Here is a 15,687-nt window from a genome sequence, read left to right as displayed (position 1 = left end):
CCCCATTGCGGGGACGGCTTGCTTGCTTTTCGGATTAAGGCTGTTTGGTCGTATCGATTGCTCTAGGGTCTACGAACGAGTACCCTTTGGCTTCAAGCTGCGTCAGCAAGTCGTCCAAAGCTTCAACGGTCCAAGGAAGCTCGTGCATCAAAATGTTGCTGCCCGAATGAAGCTGATCGAAGACGTTGTCGATCACGGCCTGGGAATCATTCTGATTGACCCAGTCGAGCGAACCGACGGACCAGTTCATATGCAGCATATTATTGTCTGCGGCCACGACGCGCGTGTAATCATTGCCGGCACCGTTTGGCGGGCGGAAGAAGTGAGGCGCTTCGCCGATCGTTTCTTCAACGATGGCTTGCGTGTCTTCCATTTGTTTTTTGATTTCGGCGTCGCTTTCCTTTTTCAAGATGATATGGTCGTAGCTGTGATTGCCGATGATTCCGCCCCGGTCATGAATCAGCTTAAGCAGATCGGGATTGGCTTTGACGCGGTAGCCGTTAACGAAGAAAATCGCTTTGGCGTTGTGCTTGTCAAGCGTATCGATCAAGCTGTTGATCATATCGGCTTCTTTGGGGCCGTCATCGAATGTCAACAACACCACTTTTTTCGGGACGTCTGTCCCTTCGTTGGGAACGATGTCATAGTTTGCGTTCATATGATATTCGATCGCAATCTCTTCGGAAGCCGCGGCCGGGTCTTCGCTCGAATCATCAGCTTTCTCGGCGTCTGTTTCTTCGTTTTCCGCATCCGCGCCTTTTTCGGCTTCCGCATCCGTGTTCTCGCCGCTATTTACGCTCTCTGTTTCTTCGGTCGGACTACTTGGATCTTCCGTAGTCTGTGACTCGCTGTTTTCCGTAACATTCCCGGTCGTCTGTGTGTCGGTTGCATTTGCGGTTTGTTCCGTGTTGCTTGTTCCCGCTTCTTCGGCAGTGCTCCCGCAGGCGCCGAGCACGAGGCCGGCAGCCAGCCAGACCATGGCCGTCTTTTTCCACATCTGTCATCCATCTCGCTTTCTGTCATCCATTTATGTAACCCTTTCAAAGTCTAGCATAAGTGCCAGGAGCTTTGCGGCACATAACGGGATTGTAACCTTTTCGTTTCAACCTGAAACCTTTCATGGGTTTTGATTTCCGGGCGTGCATTTAGCGGAAAGAAGTGATAACATAAATATGTGGTTATATATATAAAACACAACCAACTGGCGAGTTTTTCGAAGTTGCTTTCGGGCCGACGCCGCAAGTGCTGTGTCTCCAGGAGCCGGCGCTTCGTGCTTGGTGTACGGATGACAGCGCGGAAGACATGCCGATCATGGGATGCCTTTTCAACAAAATTCACTCCAAAAGGAGGGTCCTGTCATGAAAATTGAACGATTAAGTCAGGATAAAATTCGCATCTTCCTTACGTCCGATGATCTCAATGAACGTGGTATTCAGCGAGAAGATATGTGGCAGGAGATTCCGAGAGTCCACGAGCTGTTTACCGAGATGATGGATCAAGCCTATTCCGAGCTGGGGTTTGACGCGACGGGTCCTTTGGCTGTCGAAGTATTCGCTCTTCCTGCTCAAGGAATGGTCGTGGTCGTAACCAAAGGGAAATACGATCCGCTCCATTCGGAACCGGGAGACGAAGAAATGCCGGATGAAGTTTATGAAATGGAAGTGACCATGGAGGCAAACGATACGATCGTTTACTCCTTCCACGATATCGATCCTTTGATCGAAGCCGCTCACGTACTGCGTGAACGAGTAACCGAGAACGGTTCGCTTTACCATTATAATAACGCCTGGTTCCTGCATTTTTCCGCGGAGGATTTCGACGATTCGCTGCACGACTCTCTGGTGGCGGTGCTTGCCGAATTCGGCGGTTCCTCGTCAGTGACACCGGCCGTGCTTCAGGAATATGGTAAGACGGTCATGGCAGATCGGGCAGTTGCCCAGATTTGCACGCACTTTGACCGCCGGGCCTGATACCCGAACGAAACGCCGCCGTCCCGATTGCCGGGACGGCCGTTTCCGTTTTGGCATGAAATCGATACCTGTACATTCGCCATAAGCAGGCGGGAAAGGAGGAAGCATTGTTCGTTCTCACCATTTTAGTCGCGGCCGTTACGCCTGGGGTAGCGCTGCTCTTTTACTTTTACCTCAAAGACAAGTATGACGCGGAGCCTTTGCACATGGTGGTGCGGATGTTTTTGCTCGGCTTTTTGGTCGTGCTGCCGATTACGATTGTGCAACAAGGCCTTTTGCGAGCTTTTGGCGATAACCCGTATTTGTTTGCTTTTGGCATATCGTCAGGCGTGGAAGAAGCGTTTAAGTGGTTTGTTTTATTCCATTTTATCTATAATCATACCGAGTTTGACGAACCTTATGACGGAATCTTATACGCGGTAGCCGTAGCGCTCGGATTCGCCACGCTTGAAAACATTATGTATGCTTTTCAACTCAAGGCTTCCTTCGGTGCGCTGCTGCTGCGTGGATTGCTTCCGGTATCGGGTCATGCGATGTTCGGCGTCGTAATGGGCTATTATATGGGGAGGGCGAAATTCGCCAATCCTTCCCAACGCAAAAAATTCCTTTTGCTGTCACTCTTGATGCCTCTACTCTGGCACGGCGTCTACGACATCATTTTGAACCTATCCGGTCATTACTGGCTCTGGTACATCATTCCGTTCATGGCATTGATGTGGTATGGAGGGATGGACAAGGTCGTCAAGGCCAATAATCGTTCCCCTTTCCGTTTTTTGAAAAAGGAAGAGCCTTTCGACCGAACGATGCAAAAGCCGACTTCTTCTCGTACATCCATATCCGAAAAGAAAAAAGCCTGATGCGAAAGTACTAGTTTTATAATTGAAAATCCATTCAAAGTCCGCTTCAGGTTTGGGAATAGCCTAGAAGCCGGGCTTTCTTTTGTTTTTTTGGGATATTAGGCTCACAAGCATATTTTTCCATGCTATACTAACGAAGCCGACGGCCAAGCAGGGCCTGATACCGCGGCGAACAGCCGAACGGCAAGCATATTAAAGGCGGGCGATCAAAAAATGTATCCAAAAACAAACGATATGCTGTTTATGCAGCCCGTATCCATGGAAGCCAAACTTGAAAATGAGCACCGTTCCCGAATTTCGGAGATCGAAGAACAATCCTTGCTGGTTGAAATTCCGATGCGCGGAGGTCGGATGAGCCGACTTCGCCTTGGCGAGGAATTGTCGGTCCACCATATGACGGAAGACGGAGTCAAATATTATTTTACCTCGCACGTACTGGGTTATCATGATGATTCGATTCCTTTGATGCGGATCAGCAAGCCCTTACCGGAAGAAATATCGAAGATTCAACGGAGGCATTACTTGCGGGTTCCCGCAAAAGTGGAAATCGCCGTGTTGGCGCCGAAGTTTCATTTTACGGCGATCACTTCCGATTTGAGCGGCGGCGGCTTATCTTTTACTTCACCTAATGAACACGATCTTCATATGAATCAAGAGGTCGATGGCTGGATTTTGCTTGCGTTCAAAAGCGGAAGCATCGATCATGTCCGATTCAGCGGCGAAGTGCTTCGGGTTAAGGAACCGGGTACGGGTCTGAATACGGTAAGCGTGCATTTCAGTCAGATTGCGGATACCGAACGCCAAAAGGTCATTCGTTACTGCTTCGAACGTCAGCTTGATTTTCGAAATCGGTAATTCCAGTCGGATTTGATTCGATGTTTTTTGAAAAGGAGTCGCGTTTTTTTGCTTTCGTTTGCTGACGTTTTGCAAATTAAACATCCTTGTGCTATAATTTTATTGTCGCAGGCCCAGCCTGCTTTTTTATTGATTGAGAAGTCTATTTGTTTGTCGGATAGACGGCTTTGAGGAGGAATGGCCCCTTGTCCAGTTTGAACGGGGAACGGGAGTTCAGAATCAACATCGCGATCGACGGACCTGCGGGAGCAGGGAAGAGCACGGTCGCGCGTAAGGTCGCCGCAAAGCTTTCCTATGTATACGTGGATACGGGTGCCATGTACCGGGCCGTGACATGGGACATGCTGAAGCACGGCATCGAGGCGGAAGACGAGATTTCGGTTCTCGAACGCCTTGAGGCGCTTGACATCGAGTTGGTTCCCGGAGACGACGGCCAGCGCGTTTGGCTTTCGGGCCAAGACGTAACGGACGAAATTCGGTCTCTCGCAGTCAATCGGACGGTTTCACGATATGCGCAAATCGAGGGGCTGCGTGCGAAGCTATCAGCTTCACAGCGGCAAATGGCTTTGCGTAAAGGTGTCGTTATGGATGGACGCGATATCGGAACCACCGTACTTCCCGATGCGGAAGTGAAAATCTTCATGACCGCCACCGTTGAGGAGCGGGCAAGAAGACGATATCGGGAAATGCCGGAGTCCGAAGCCATTACGCTTGAACAGCTTGAACAGGAAATTTCGCAGCGCGACGAGTTGGATCGTAATCGCGAAGTGTCGCCGCTGGTATGTGCGGACGACGCGATGGTGCTGGATACGACGAGCATGACCATCGATGAGGTGGCCGAAGCGATCGTGCACCAAGCCGATCGGAAGATCGTTCGATAAGAACGAAATGAAGGCGGTTGAAGCAATATTGTTTTGAACTCTGCGCACCGCGGGTTTAAATATGAGGGTTTTGAATCGAGGAGGGTATTTAACATGTCGGAAGAGACAAGAAATGAAGAAGTGGTAAACCAAGAAGTGAACGAAGAAACGGCTACGCAAGATCAACTGGAGCAAGTGGTTTCCGTTAAAAAAGGGGACACTGTTACAGGTACGATCGTGAAATTGGACGATGACCAAGCGTACGTCAGCATCGGTTATAAATATGACGGCGTAATCGCGACTCGCGAGCTCGAAGAAGGCGCTGAAATCGGACAAGAAGTCGTTGCTAAAGTTGTTAGCCTGAACGACAACAAAGAGCAAATGGTTCTGTCCAAGCGTGCGATCGACGGAGCGAAAGCTTGGGATCAACTCGAAGAAAAATTGGCTAACAAGGAAATCTTCGAAGTTACGATTACCGACGTTGTTAAGGGCGGTATCGTAACAGACGTAGGTCTGCGCGCCTTCATCCCTGCTTCGATGGTTGAGCGTCATTTCGTTGAAGACTTCAGCGATTACAAAGGCCGCACAATCCGTGTTCGCGTAAAAGAATTGGACCGCGAAAACAACAAAGTAATTCTGTCCGCCAAAGATGTTCTTGAAGAAGAATTCGAAGCCAACAAAGTTAAAGTAATGGCTGAACTTCAAGAAGGTCAAGTGATCGAAGGTAAAGTACAACGTCTGACTCAATTCGGTGCATTCGTCGATGTCGGTGGCGTTGACGGCCTGGTTCACGTTTCGGAAATGGCTTGGCACCATGTTGACAAACCATCCGACGCGGTATCCGAAGGCGACAGCGTTAAGGTAAAAGTCCTTAAAGTCGACCCGGAAAAAGGCAAAATCAGCCTGAGCATCAAAGCAGCTACTCCAGGTCCATGGGAAACGGCTTCCGAGAAGTTCAACCAAGGCGAAATCATCAGCGGCGAAGTTAAACGTCTGGTACCTTTCGGTGCATTCGTAGAAATCGCTCCTGGCGTAGAAGGCCTGGTCCACATCTCGCAAATTTCCCACAAGCACATCGGTACGCCTCAGGAAGTTCTGCAAGAAGGACAAACCGTTCAAGTTAAAGTACTTGACGTTAACCCTTCGGAAAAACGCATCAGCCTGAGCATCAAAGAAACCGAAGAAGCTCCTGCGGGCGAAGCTCGCGCAGAGCGTCCGGAAAGAACCGATCGTCCGGAAAGATCGGGAGGGGGCAGAGGCCGCGATAAAGGTCCTCGCGTCGAGAAAATCGACAACCCTAACGTTTCGCTGAGCAACCAAAGCATGAACGTTTCCCTGGGCGAGCGTTTCGACCTGGCGGCACTCAAAGAAAAACTGGGCCAATCGGAAGAATAATTGGCGCCTTAGTATAGCAACGAGCAAACGGCGGACCCGCTGCGGGTTCGCCGTTTGTGCAATATAAGGACGGATCGGCTGTAATCTGCATTTTTATGGGCCGGATTCGCCGATAGGAAACGGGGACTGATCCGAATTGGATCGGTTTAGCCGTTTCTTGTCGTGTAACGGGAAAATTCAGCTGAAGCTGACGGGAGGAATGTTCAAATGGCAAGAGCAGTAGTCGCGATCGTAGGCCGTCCGAACGTGGGCAAGTCTACGATCTTCAATCGAATTATCGGCGACCGACTGTCCATCGTCGAAGATAAGCCGGGCGTTACGCGCGATCGGATTTATGGTGTCGGCGATTGGAACGGCAGGTCGTTCAGCATTATCGATACCGGGGGTATCGAACTTAACGACGAACAAATTCTCAAATCGATTAAGCTTCAGGCCGAGCTGGCGATCGAAGAAGCAGATGTTATTGTTCTGATGTGCGATGCCAAGGCCGGTCTTACCCAATCGGACTCGGAAGTAGCGGAAATGTTGTATCGCTCCAAGAAACCGATTGTGTTGGCGGTTAATAAAGTCGATAACATGAGCCGTATGGACGATACCTATGAGTTTTACAACTTGGGTCTTGGCGATCCGATCGGCGTATCGGGCGCGCACGGCAGCGGCGTAGGCGATTTGCTTGACGCGATCGTGGAAAATCTGCCCGAAGCGGAAGAGGAAGAATACGATGAGGACGTGATCCGGGTTGCGCTGATCGGTCGTCCAAACGTCGGTAAATCGTCGCTCGTCAATGCTTTGCTTGGTGAACAGCGCGTTATCGTCAGCGACGTGGCCGGAACGACTCGGGACGCAATCGATACGGAATTCGAGCGTGACGGACAACGTTACGTACTGATCGATACCGCCGGCATGCGCAAACGCGGCAAAGTATACGAAAACCTGGAAAAATACAGCGTGATGCGTGCGATGCGCGCGATTGAGCGTGCAGACGTGGTTGCGGTTGTGATCAACGGCGAAGAAGGCATTATCGAACAAGATAAGCATATTGCGGGATATGCGCTTGAAGCGGGTAAAGCTTCCGTATTTGTCGTCAACAAATGGGACGCTGTCCAAAAAGACGATAAAACGATGCAGCATTTCGAAAAAAGCATCCGCGATCACTTCTTGTTCATGACCTACGCGCCGGTCGTATTCTTATCGGCCTTGACCGGACAACGCGTGCAAAAGCTGCTGCCTGTCGTGAATCAAGCGGCTGAACAGCACTCGCGTCGTATTCCCACAGGTCTGCTCAATGACGTGATCTCCGATGCGGTAGCCATCAATCCGCCGCCGACGGACAAGGGGCGCCGCATGCGCATCAACTATGCGACGCAGGTTGCGGTTAAGCCTCCGACGATCGTGGTATTCGTGAACGCGCCGGAACTGATGCACTTCTCTTACGAACGCTACCTAGAAAACAAGATTCGGGCAGCTTTCGATTTCGAAGGAACGCCGATTCGAATCTTTACCAGACGTAAATCCGACGATAACAAAAACGCATAACATGGCGTCGGCACGTGATAAGAGAATGTAAAAGTTCAGTTGCACGAAGGGGAGCGAACCATGATATTTTCGGGAATCGCGATCGTAGCCGCTTATTTGCTGGGCTCGGTCAGTTTCAGCGTATTATTCGCCAGATTGTTCAAAGGAATCGATATTCGCAACCACGGAAGCGGCAATGCCGGAGCGACGAATACGCTTCGGGTACTCGGAAAAGGACCTGCAATTCTGGTACTTGTGCTGGATATTTGCAAAGGCGTTCTCGCCGTTTGGCTGGGTCGCTGGTTGGCACCCGATTACGATTGGACGCCGGCGCTTGCCGGCCTGGCAGCCGTAATCGGTCATAACTGGCCGCTGTATTTCCACTTCAAAGGCGGAAAGGGGATTGCGACTACCATCGGGATGTTGGCGACCCTTTGCTTCCTGCCTTCTTTGATCGCGGGTATTGTCGGCATCTTGGCGATCGTCTTCACCCGCTATGTTTCGCTGGGCTCGTTGTTGTTTGTGACGCTGACTCCGGTCGTGCTGATCATTTACAGCGCTGTAGGCTGGCACGATTACGGAACTGCCGTGCTGATTGTCAGCATCGCGATCTGGGCGCTTGCCGTTTGGCGGCATCGCGGCAATCTGGTCAAGTTGAAAAACGGAACAGAGAACAAGCTGGGCTCGAAGTCCGGCGGGAAGGAGCGCAGCCTTGGCTAAAAAAGTGTGCGTATTGGTAGCGGGAAGTTGGGGGACGGCCCTGGCTATGGTCTTGGCCGACAACGGTCATGACGTCCGGCTATGGGCGCGTAACGAAGAGCACGTGAAGGAGATTAACGAACGGCATGAAAACGCACGTTTTTTGCCGGGTGTTCAGCTTCCGAGCGGAATTCGCGCCACAAGCGACATGGAAGAGGCCGTTAAAGACGCTGAAGCGGTTGTGATCGCTTCGCCGTCCAAGGCAATGCGCGAAGTCGTTCGGGCATTGAAGCCTTTTTGGCACGAAAATATGCTCTGCGTTCACGCTACGAAAGGAATGGAAGTCGGTACGTTGAAGCGGATGTCGACGATTATCGCGGAGGAATTGGGCTGCGAAGAGTCGAAGATCGGTGTCATCTGCGGACCGAGCCATGCGGAAGAAGTAGCCAGACGACTGCCTACGACTATTGCAGTAGCTTCATCCAACGAGGAAGAAGCTCAACGCGCGCAAAATTTGCTGATGAATGCTTATTTCCGTGTATATACGAACCGTGACGTGCTTGGAGCCGAACTTGCAGGCGCATTCAAAAACATCATCGCGCTCGGGGCGGGGATGTCGGATGGCTTGCAAAACGGCGATAACGCAAAGGCTGCGCTGCTCACTCGGGGTTTGGCTGAAATCACGCGCATCGGCACGGAAATGGGCGCGAATCCGCTTACTTTTGCCGGACTGGCCGGGGTGGGCGACCTCGTGGTTACGGCAACAAGTAAGCACAGCCGGAACTGGCGGGCGGGCTATATGCTCGGACAAGGCAAGCCTCTTCAAGAGGTTTTGGACTCGATGGGGATGGTCGTCGAAGGGATTCGTACAACGGAGGCCGCGCATTTCATTTCTCAAAAATATCAGGTTCAAATGCCGATTGCCGAGCAGTTGTACCATGTTCTGTTCGAGGGGCTTGACCCAAAAACCGCTGTCGAAGCTTTGATGGGCCGAGGGCCGAAGACGGAGATGGAAATGATTTCTCAAGAGACCTGGGAGCAGTGGCACACGTAAAGGAGGAACAAACATGCCTATTCAGAGTCATGCCGTATCTTTTTCGCCTGACGGCAAAAATGTACGCGTAAGGCCGGGAACGACGCTGCTTGCCGCTGCAAGATCGGCTGGTGTACGGATTCCCGTACGCTGCGAAGGACGAATGGGCTGCCTCATGTGCAAGGTCACAGTGGAATCGGAAGGCGCTGGAGTTTTGCCTCCAGCTGAAGCGGAACGCCGAAAACTCGGGGCCAGCCTGGAAGACGGAATCCGTCTGGCTTGCCAAGCTAAAGTCTGTGGAGACGTTTCAGTGCAGACGCCGGAAGACCCTTTAAAACGAGCGATTCGCTTGCAGCTTGAACGGCAAAAAGAAGAGGAAGACGACTTTTGGCGTTGATCGGGCGTCGTTTTACGGCATTCTGTTAAATCTCTTGCAGGGTAGACGAAACGCTTGAAATTATAAGGCTGGTGTATTACTATAGGTTTGTTGCCTCCAGAACGCAGGTTCTGGGCAGTTTGAGAATTCCGGCTTTGTACCGCCTAGCGGTTTGCTTTGTGGCAAAACGGAAAGACCAAATACGCCTTATGGGCGGGCACTCGGACGAGTGCCGGGTATGATTGTAACAGGAGGTGAAACGCATGAACAAATCTGACCTGATCAGCCACGTTGCAGAAGCATCCGAGCTTGGTAAGAAAGAAGCAACCAAAGCGGTTGACGCTGTTTTCGAAGCCATTGCCACCGCTCTGCAAAACGGCGAGAAAGTACAGCTCGTTGGATTCGGTAACTTTGAAATTCGCGAACGTTCCGCCCGCAAAGGACGCAACCCGCAAACTGGCGAAGAAATCGAAATCCCGGCAAGCAAGATTCCTGCTTTCAAACCGGGCAAAGCCCTGAAAGACGGAATTAAATAAAATCTACATAATCCTTTCGGGATTTAAGATTTTGAACATCCAGGCTGCTTGCGGCCGAAGATGGGAGAAAGCCGTGAATACATATTCACGGCCTTTTTCTTTATTTACCGTTGAACACACAACGATACGCAAATAAATGATTTCAAATATAATCAAGGAGGTATCATTATGGAACAGTCGGAAAAAGCGGATTACGTCGTCATCAAAGCCCATGAGAACGGAGTTCATGTGATCGGGCTGACGAGAGGACAAGATACTCGCTTTCATCACACGGAGAAACTGGACAAGGGTGAGGTGCTAATCGCGCAGTTTACCGATCACACCTCTGCAATCAAGGTGCGCGGCAAGGCTACCGTCTTTACTAAACACGGGAATATCGAGACCGAATCCTAAGCGCAACCTTGCCTTCCTCTGCGGCAGAGTATTAGTTGTTTGAAGAAGCTTATGCTATAATAGAAAAGATTGTGACAAAATTAGCGTTGAACGTTGTAAAAAGTCGGAGGCCTGTTGATGAAACCTTACTGCGTACCGGAGAAAACCGAGAAATACGCCGGATATGATATGATCCGGAAGCATACGGCCATCCCGGCATTGCCGGACGCCCGGCTTCGACTCTTGCATGTTTTCCTCGAAGCTTCGGAATCTGCCGGCCGGAGCGAGGTCTACGGAACCGTCACCGCGCTGCTTCAGACCGGTCTGGATATCCATGATCGCGTAGCGCCGGGCGACGATAGCGAAGAAGAACAAGCGATGCGGACCCGGCAGCTCAAAGTGTTGGCGGGCGATTATTATAGCAGTCGCTTTTACGAGCTGCTGGCTGCGGCGGGCGAGGTCGGAATGATTGCCGAATTGAGTCGCGCAATCGCGGATGTGAACCGGAGAAAGATGGAATTGTACCTGCGGGTTCAAGGAGGAACGGCTCCTGAGTTACGCGAATATCTGGATGAGGTGGCCGGTATCAAGGTTCGCCTATTCGAGGGCTTCGACGGTTTGTTGGAGGGGCCTTTACTGCCTCACTGGCAGAAGCTGCTCAAGCTCGTCGGCTTGTGTGAAGCAGCATTGGAGGAATTGATTGTTGCAACGGGAAGCGATCAGGATGCTTTATCCTTCCGATCCGATGGGCAGTCGACAGACGGTGAAGCGGGAACGCATACGCAATGGGCCGAATCGCTTCGAGCTTTCGCGATGCAGCTGGAGCATGCGGTTGCGGAACTGCCGTCTGCGGTTAACCGTGAATTATTGCATCCGCTGATCGAAAATTTCAAGACTTCGGCAGAGTTGAAAGGAAAGGTGATCGGGTAATGGCGGATTCGTCGAAACCAAAAGAGGAGCACGTTCACGACGTATTCCAGCAGATCGCGCCGAATTACGATCGCATGAATAACATTATCAGCTTTAACCGTCATAAGGCGTGGCGTAAGTTCGCCATGCGAAAAATGGCCGTGTCGCCGGGAGACAGCGCGATCGATTTGTGCTGCGGGACGTGCGACTGGACACTGAGCTTGGCGGAGGCCAGTAAAAACGGACCGATTACGGGGCTCGATTTCAGTCAGGCCATGCTGGATGTCGGTCGGCGAAAAATCGCGGTCGATCCTTACGGCGATCAAATCACGCTGATTCAGGGAAACGCGATGGAGCTTCCGTTTGCCGATAATTCGTTCGACTATGCGACGATCGGATTCGGATTGCGGAACGTGCCCGATCTGGTGCAGGTTCTCAAAGAGATGCGCCGCGTCGTCAAACCGGGCGGAATGGTCGTTTGTTTGGAAGTATCCAAGCCGACCGCTCAACCGTTCAAAGGCCTGTATTATTTTTACTTCGATCGGATTTTGCCGGTATTCGGCAAAGTCTTTGCTAAAAGTTACGAGCAATACAAGTGGCTGCCGGAATCGCTTAAGCCGTTTCCCGGACGCAAGGAACTGGCTCAAACCTTTCGCGACGTCGGCCTGAAACAGGTCGAAGATTATCCGCTGACAGGCGGAGTCGCCGCGCTGCATATCGGAATTAAGGAGAAATAGCATGTTCGGGAAAATCCGTGTCTTTTTAGAAATGATCAAGATTGAACATACCTTATTTGCGCTTCCCTTCGCGTTCATGGGCATGCTGCTCGGTTCCGTGGTCATCAACGGACACCTGCCTTCCTGGGCGCAGGCCGGTTGGATTTTGCTGGCCATGATCGGGGCAAGAAGCGCGGCGATGGGCATGAACCGCTTGATCGACCGTTACATCGATGCCAAGAATCCGCGCACGGAAAAGCGCGCGATTCCGGCAGGTTTGCTGAAAACGAGCGAGGTTGCGATTTTTGTCGTCGTTTTCCTCGGTCTATTTCTGTGGGCGACATGGGAACTGTCGAGATTTGCATTGACGTTGTTCCCGATCGCTCTCGCGCTTATCTTGCTGTACTCGTATACGAAGCGCTTTACCTGGTTGTGTCATATCGTGCTCGGCGCAACGATCGCTCTGGCACCGCTCGGCGGTTGGGCGGCGGTAACGGACAGCTTCAGTTGGTCGTCGCTCGTCTTTTATGTCGCCATCGCGTTCTGGACCGCCGGCTTCGACGTGATTTATGCCTGCGACGATATCGACTTTGACCGCAAGGAAGGCATTTATTCGATCCCGAGTCGATTCGGCTTGGAAAAAGCATTGAAGATCGCTCAGGGTTTCCATGTCGTAACGGCGATCGGTTTGATTTCGCTCGTTTTCATCACGCCGCTCGGCTGGTGGTACGCGGCAGGCGTCGTGATCGCTTGCTCGATCTTGTTCTATCAGCACCGCATCGTGAAGCCGAGCGACTTGAGCCGCGTGCAGACTGCTTTTTTCACGATGAACAGTTGGCTTAGCAGCATCGTCTTTGTTTTCACATTGATCGATTTGGTGGTGAAATTTTGGTAAACGAACTCGTAGGCACCGGCAGGCACTGGGTATTGGGCATCACTGGTGCCAGCGGCAGCGTTTACGGCGTACGGCTGGCAGAAGAATTGCTGGATTACGGTTTTACCGTGCATCTGGTCGTGTCGAATGCCGGTTGGCGCGTACTTAAAGAAGAAATGGATTTCGACGCTTCGGGCCGGGAAGCAGAACTGGAACGTCGCTTCGGCGGGCGTGCAGGTCGCTTGGTCTATCATCCGGTGGCGGATATCGGGGCGTCGATCGCCAGCGGTTCTTTTCGGGCCGAGGGAATGATCGTCGCCCCTTGTTCGATGGGCACGCTCTCGTCGATCGCGCACGGCTCTTCTGATAATCTGATGACCCGCGCGGCTGACGTCATGCTCAAAGAAAGTCGTCCACTCGTTATCGTACCGAGAGAAACGCCGCTGCATGCCATCCATTTGGAGAATATGCTTAAGCTGTCGAGACTCGGGGTCAAAATGGTTCCGGCCATGCCGGCCTTTTACCATCGTCCTCGCACATTGGAAGAAGTCGTTGATTTTCTAGTCGGCAAAGTGTTGGACACGGTTGGAATACCGCATAAATTGTTTAAAAGATGGGGGGAGGAGTCGTGAGCGAGTCATTGCGCTTGGGGCGTATTCTCTACACGAATGTTTGGCCGGTCTATCATTACTTCGATCCCTCCGCGCTCAGCTTTCCGGCGACGACGCGGACCGAAGTTCCGGCTGTCTTGAACCGACTGCTGCTTGAAGGGGAATTGGACATGAGTCCGGTCTCCTCCTTTGCCTACGCGACAGCGTCAAACGACTTTTTGCTGCTGCCGGATTTGTCGGTGAGCGCGGACGGTCCGGTCCGGTCGATCCTCTGTTTTTCGCGCAAGCCGTTTGCGGAGGCGGTTCATGGACGGATCGCGCTGACCAATACATCTGCGACCTCCGTCAATTTGTTGAAGGTTATCGCGGAAAAAGCGTATGGAGCGAAACCGGAATACGTAACCTGCGAACCGGATCTCGAAGAAATGTTGCGGCATGCGGATGTCGCATTGTTGATCGGCGATCATGCGATCCGGGCCGATTGGGCAAATACCGATTACATCGTGACCGATCTCGGAGCAGAGTGGAAAAATTGGACCGGGAAAAGCATGACGTTCGCAGTCTGGACCGTTTCCAAAAAGGCTGCGGCTCGTTATCCGAAACAAATCGGCGAACTGGCTGCGGCGTTTGCGGCAAGCAAGCAGCGCAGTCTGGAAGATGTAACGCCGGTCGCCATCGAAGCTAAGGAAAAGCTCGGCGGCGAGCTGGATTATTGGCAGGGGTATTTTGCGAATCTGAATTACGACTTGACTTCGGAGCGTTTGGAAGGCTTAAGCCTTTACTTCCGCTATGTTCGGGAGATGGGATTGCTGCCGCAAGAGGCGGAGATTGGAATTTGGAGCGATAATACGCAGATACGGGTGAATGAATGAAACGAATGGAGATCTTCGGAACATTAAAAAAGGATATGGATGCCGTTGAACGTTCGCTGTACGCGAGTATTGAAGTCGAGAGCGAAGCGCTGGGCGAAGCGTCCATGCATTTGCTCAAAGCCGGGGGCAAACGGCTTCGTCCGGCTTTCGTCCTGCTGGGCGGAAAATTCGGTACATACGAGCTGGATCGCTTGCAGCGCATCGCCGTTCCGCTCGAACTGATCCATATGGCATCGCTTGTGCATGATGACGTTATCGACAATGCGCAAACGCGCCGCGGTCAGTTGACGGTCAAAGCGAAATGGGACAACCGGATCGCCATGTACACGGGGGATTACATTTACGCAAAAGCACTGGAGATCGTAGCGGGCTTGGACGACCCCCGGATTCACCGCATTTTGGCCAAAGCGATGGTCGAAATGTCGATCGGGGAAATGGAACAAATCCGCGACTTTTTCAACTCCGGTCAAAGCATCCGCCGCTACCTGCTGCGTATCCGCCGCAAAACGGCATTGCTGATCGCGGTAAGCTGCCAACTCGGCGCGCTCGCCGCCGGCGCTTCCGACGAAGCCGCGCGCGAACTGTACAACTACGGCTACAACGTCGGCATGGCTTTCCAGATTCGCGACGACCTGCTCGACCTGTGCGGAACCGAAAAACAAATCGGCAAACCGCCGGGCAGCGATATCCGTCAAGGCAACATCACGATTCCCGTGCTGTATGCCCTCCAAGAAGAATCGCTGCGCGAACCGCTATTAAGCGAAATCGTCCGCATTCACGAAGCCGACGGCCGCACGGACGTCTCGTCCGCCGTCACCATGATCAGAAATAGCACGGGCATCGCCAAAGCCGAAGAGCTGGCCGACCGCTACACCCAAAAAGCGTTAGCCGCCCTCGACCGCCTGCCCGATATCCGCGCCCGCCGCCATCTGCGCGATATCGCGCACTTCGTGTCTCGGCGCACTTATTAACCCCAATCAAAAGGGAAATTCATGAATTTGTACGGTTTGAAAAGATGTTTTGTTTGAAAAATGAAGTGAGCCAGCGTCTTGAACGAATTTTACCCGCAGCGTTCATCTTCTTTTACAAACAGGAACTTCTCCAAAACCCGGACAAATTCCAATGAATCTCCCTTTTTTCGCATATTAAGCAGGATTCTCGCACCAAAACGTATAACTCTATTAAAAAGCAAGCGTCTTAGCCGATAATAAATCATAGCCGAAAGTGGGAGATTACC

The 15,687-nt window shown here is 52.0% G+C and carries 18 protein-coding genes; 17 read left to right on the top strand and 1 reads right to left on the bottom strand.

Going from position 1 to position 15,687, the window contains the following annotated elements; translation table 11 throughout:
* Positions 1-34: 34 nt before the first annotated feature.
* Positions 35-997 (bottom strand): polysaccharide deacetylase family protein, encoded by a 963-nt coding sequence (locus tag HRQ63_RS05025; RefSeq protein ID WP_172239981.1) that lies wholly within the window; start codon positions 995-997, stop codon positions 35-37.
* A 361-nt stretch (positions 998-1,358) separates the two neighbouring features.
* Between HRQ63_RS05025 and HRQ63_RS05020 the strand changes: the two genes are divergently transcribed.
* The 17 genes from HRQ63_RS05020 to HRQ63_RS04940 all read left to right on the top strand — a co-directional run bounded on the left by HRQ63_RS05020 (position 1,359) and on the right by HRQ63_RS04940 (position 15,421).
* The gene (locus HRQ63_RS05020) at positions 1,359-1,970 is read left to right on the top strand and encodes a genetic competence negative regulator (RefSeq protein WP_172239978.1); all 612 of its coding nucleotides are present in this window, start codon (positions 1,359-1,361) and stop codon (positions 1,968-1,970) included.
* A 107-nt stretch (positions 1,971-2,077) separates the two neighbouring features.
* A complete protein-coding gene (gene prsW / locus HRQ63_RS05015) occupies positions 2,078-2,827 on the top strand; it encodes a glutamic-type intramembrane protease PrsW (protein ID WP_172239975.1) in 750 nt (249 codons plus the stop codon).
* 213 nt (positions 2,828-3,040) lie between these two features.
* Complete coding sequence (locus tag HRQ63_RS05010; RefSeq protein WP_172239972.1) at positions 3,041-3,682, top strand: flagellar brake protein; 642 nt, start codon at positions 3,041-3,043, stop codon at positions 3,680-3,682.
* Positions 3,683-3,867: 185 nt separating this feature from the next.
* A complete protein-coding gene (gene cmk, locus HRQ63_RS05005) occupies positions 3,868-4,563 on the top strand; it encodes a (d)CMP kinase (RefSeq protein ID WP_172239969.1) in 696 nt (231 codons plus the stop codon).
* Between the two features lie 93 nt (positions 4,564-4,656).
* On the top strand, positions 4,657-5,937 hold the full coding sequence (gene rpsA, locus HRQ63_RS05000) for a 30S ribosomal protein S1 (RefSeq protein WP_172239966.1): 1,281 nt from the start codon (positions 4,657-4,659) through the stop codon (positions 5,935-5,937).
* A gap of 207 nt (positions 5,938-6,144) precedes the next feature.
* On the top strand, positions 6,145-7,473 hold the full coding sequence (gene der, locus HRQ63_RS04995) for a ribosome biogenesis GTPase Der (RefSeq protein WP_172239963.1): 1,329 nt from the start codon (positions 6,145-6,147) through the stop codon (positions 7,471-7,473).
* Between the two features lie 60 nt (positions 7,474-7,533).
* Positions 7,534-8,172, top strand: coding sequence for a glycerol-3-phosphate 1-O-acyltransferase PlsY (gene plsY, locus HRQ63_RS04990; RefSeq protein ID WP_172239960.1), 639 nt, complete (start codon positions 7,534-7,536; stop codon positions 8,170-8,172).
* A complete protein-coding gene (locus HRQ63_RS04985; protein ID WP_172239957.1) occupies positions 8,165-9,205 on the top strand; it encodes an NAD(P)H-dependent glycerol-3-phosphate dehydrogenase in 1,041 nt (346 codons plus the stop codon). Before plsY ends, HRQ63_RS04985 begins: the two co-directional genes overlap by 8 nt.
* A 13-nt stretch (positions 9,206-9,218) precedes the next feature.
* Entirely contained in the window at positions 9,219-9,581 is a 363-nt protein-coding gene (locus HRQ63_RS04980; protein WP_172239954.1) for a 2Fe-2S iron-sulfur cluster-binding protein, read from the top strand.
* A gap of 242 nt (positions 9,582-9,823) precedes the next feature.
* Positions 9,824-10,096, top strand: a complete 273-nt coding sequence (locus HRQ63_RS04975) for an HU family DNA-binding protein (protein WP_037289272.1) — start codon at positions 9,824-9,826, stop codon at positions 10,094-10,096.
* A gap of 168 nt (positions 10,097-10,264) precedes the next feature.
* Positions 10,265-10,489, top strand: coding sequence for a trp RNA-binding attenuation protein MtrB (mtrB, locus tag HRQ63_RS04970; protein ID WP_037289270.1), 225 nt, complete (start codon positions 10,265-10,267; stop codon positions 10,487-10,489).
* 117 nt (positions 10,490-10,606) lie between these two features.
* Positions 10,607-11,398, top strand: coding sequence for a heptaprenyl diphosphate synthase component 1 (locus HRQ63_RS04965; RefSeq protein WP_172239951.1), 792 nt, complete (start codon positions 10,607-10,609; stop codon positions 11,396-11,398).
* Positions 11,398-12,114, top strand: coding sequence for a demethylmenaquinone methyltransferase (locus HRQ63_RS04960; protein WP_172239948.1), 717 nt, complete (start codon positions 11,398-11,400; stop codon positions 12,112-12,114). Before HRQ63_RS04965 ends, HRQ63_RS04960 begins: the two co-directional genes overlap by 1 nt.
* A gap of 1 nt (position 12,115) precedes the next feature.
* Positions 12,116-12,988: a UbiA-like polyprenyltransferase gene (locus HRQ63_RS04955; RefSeq protein ID WP_172239945.1), complete on the top strand. Its 873-nt coding sequence runs from the start codon at positions 12,116-12,118 to the stop codon at positions 12,986-12,988.
* Positions 12,982-13,599: a UbiX family flavin prenyltransferase gene (locus HRQ63_RS04950; RefSeq protein ID WP_172239942.1), complete on the top strand. Its 618-nt coding sequence runs from the start codon at positions 12,982-12,984 to the stop codon at positions 13,597-13,599. The genes HRQ63_RS04955 and HRQ63_RS04950 overlap by 7 nt, the downstream gene beginning before the upstream one ends.
* Complete coding sequence (locus HRQ63_RS04945) at positions 13,596-14,450, top strand: menaquinone biosynthetic enzyme MqnA/MqnD family protein (protein ID WP_371873179.1); 855 nt, start codon at positions 13,596-13,598, stop codon at positions 14,448-14,450. The genes HRQ63_RS04950 and HRQ63_RS04945 overlap by 4 nt, the downstream gene beginning before the upstream one ends.
* Entirely contained in the window at positions 14,447-15,421 is a 975-nt protein-coding gene (locus HRQ63_RS04940; RefSeq protein ID WP_172239936.1) for a polyprenyl synthetase family protein, read from the top strand. Before HRQ63_RS04945 ends, HRQ63_RS04940 begins: the two co-directional genes overlap by 4 nt.
* The last annotated feature ends 266 nt before the right edge of the window (positions 15,422-15,687 follow it).

The sequence above is a fragment of the Saccharibacillus endophyticus genome (assembly GCF_013185185.1).
GTDB classification, from domain to species: domain Bacteria; phylum Bacillota; class Bacilli; order Paenibacillales; family Paenibacillaceae; genus Saccharibacillus; species Saccharibacillus endophyticus.
The sequence above is the reverse complement of the archived record's forward strand: the minus strand, read 5'-3'. Positions and strand labels throughout refer to the sequence as shown.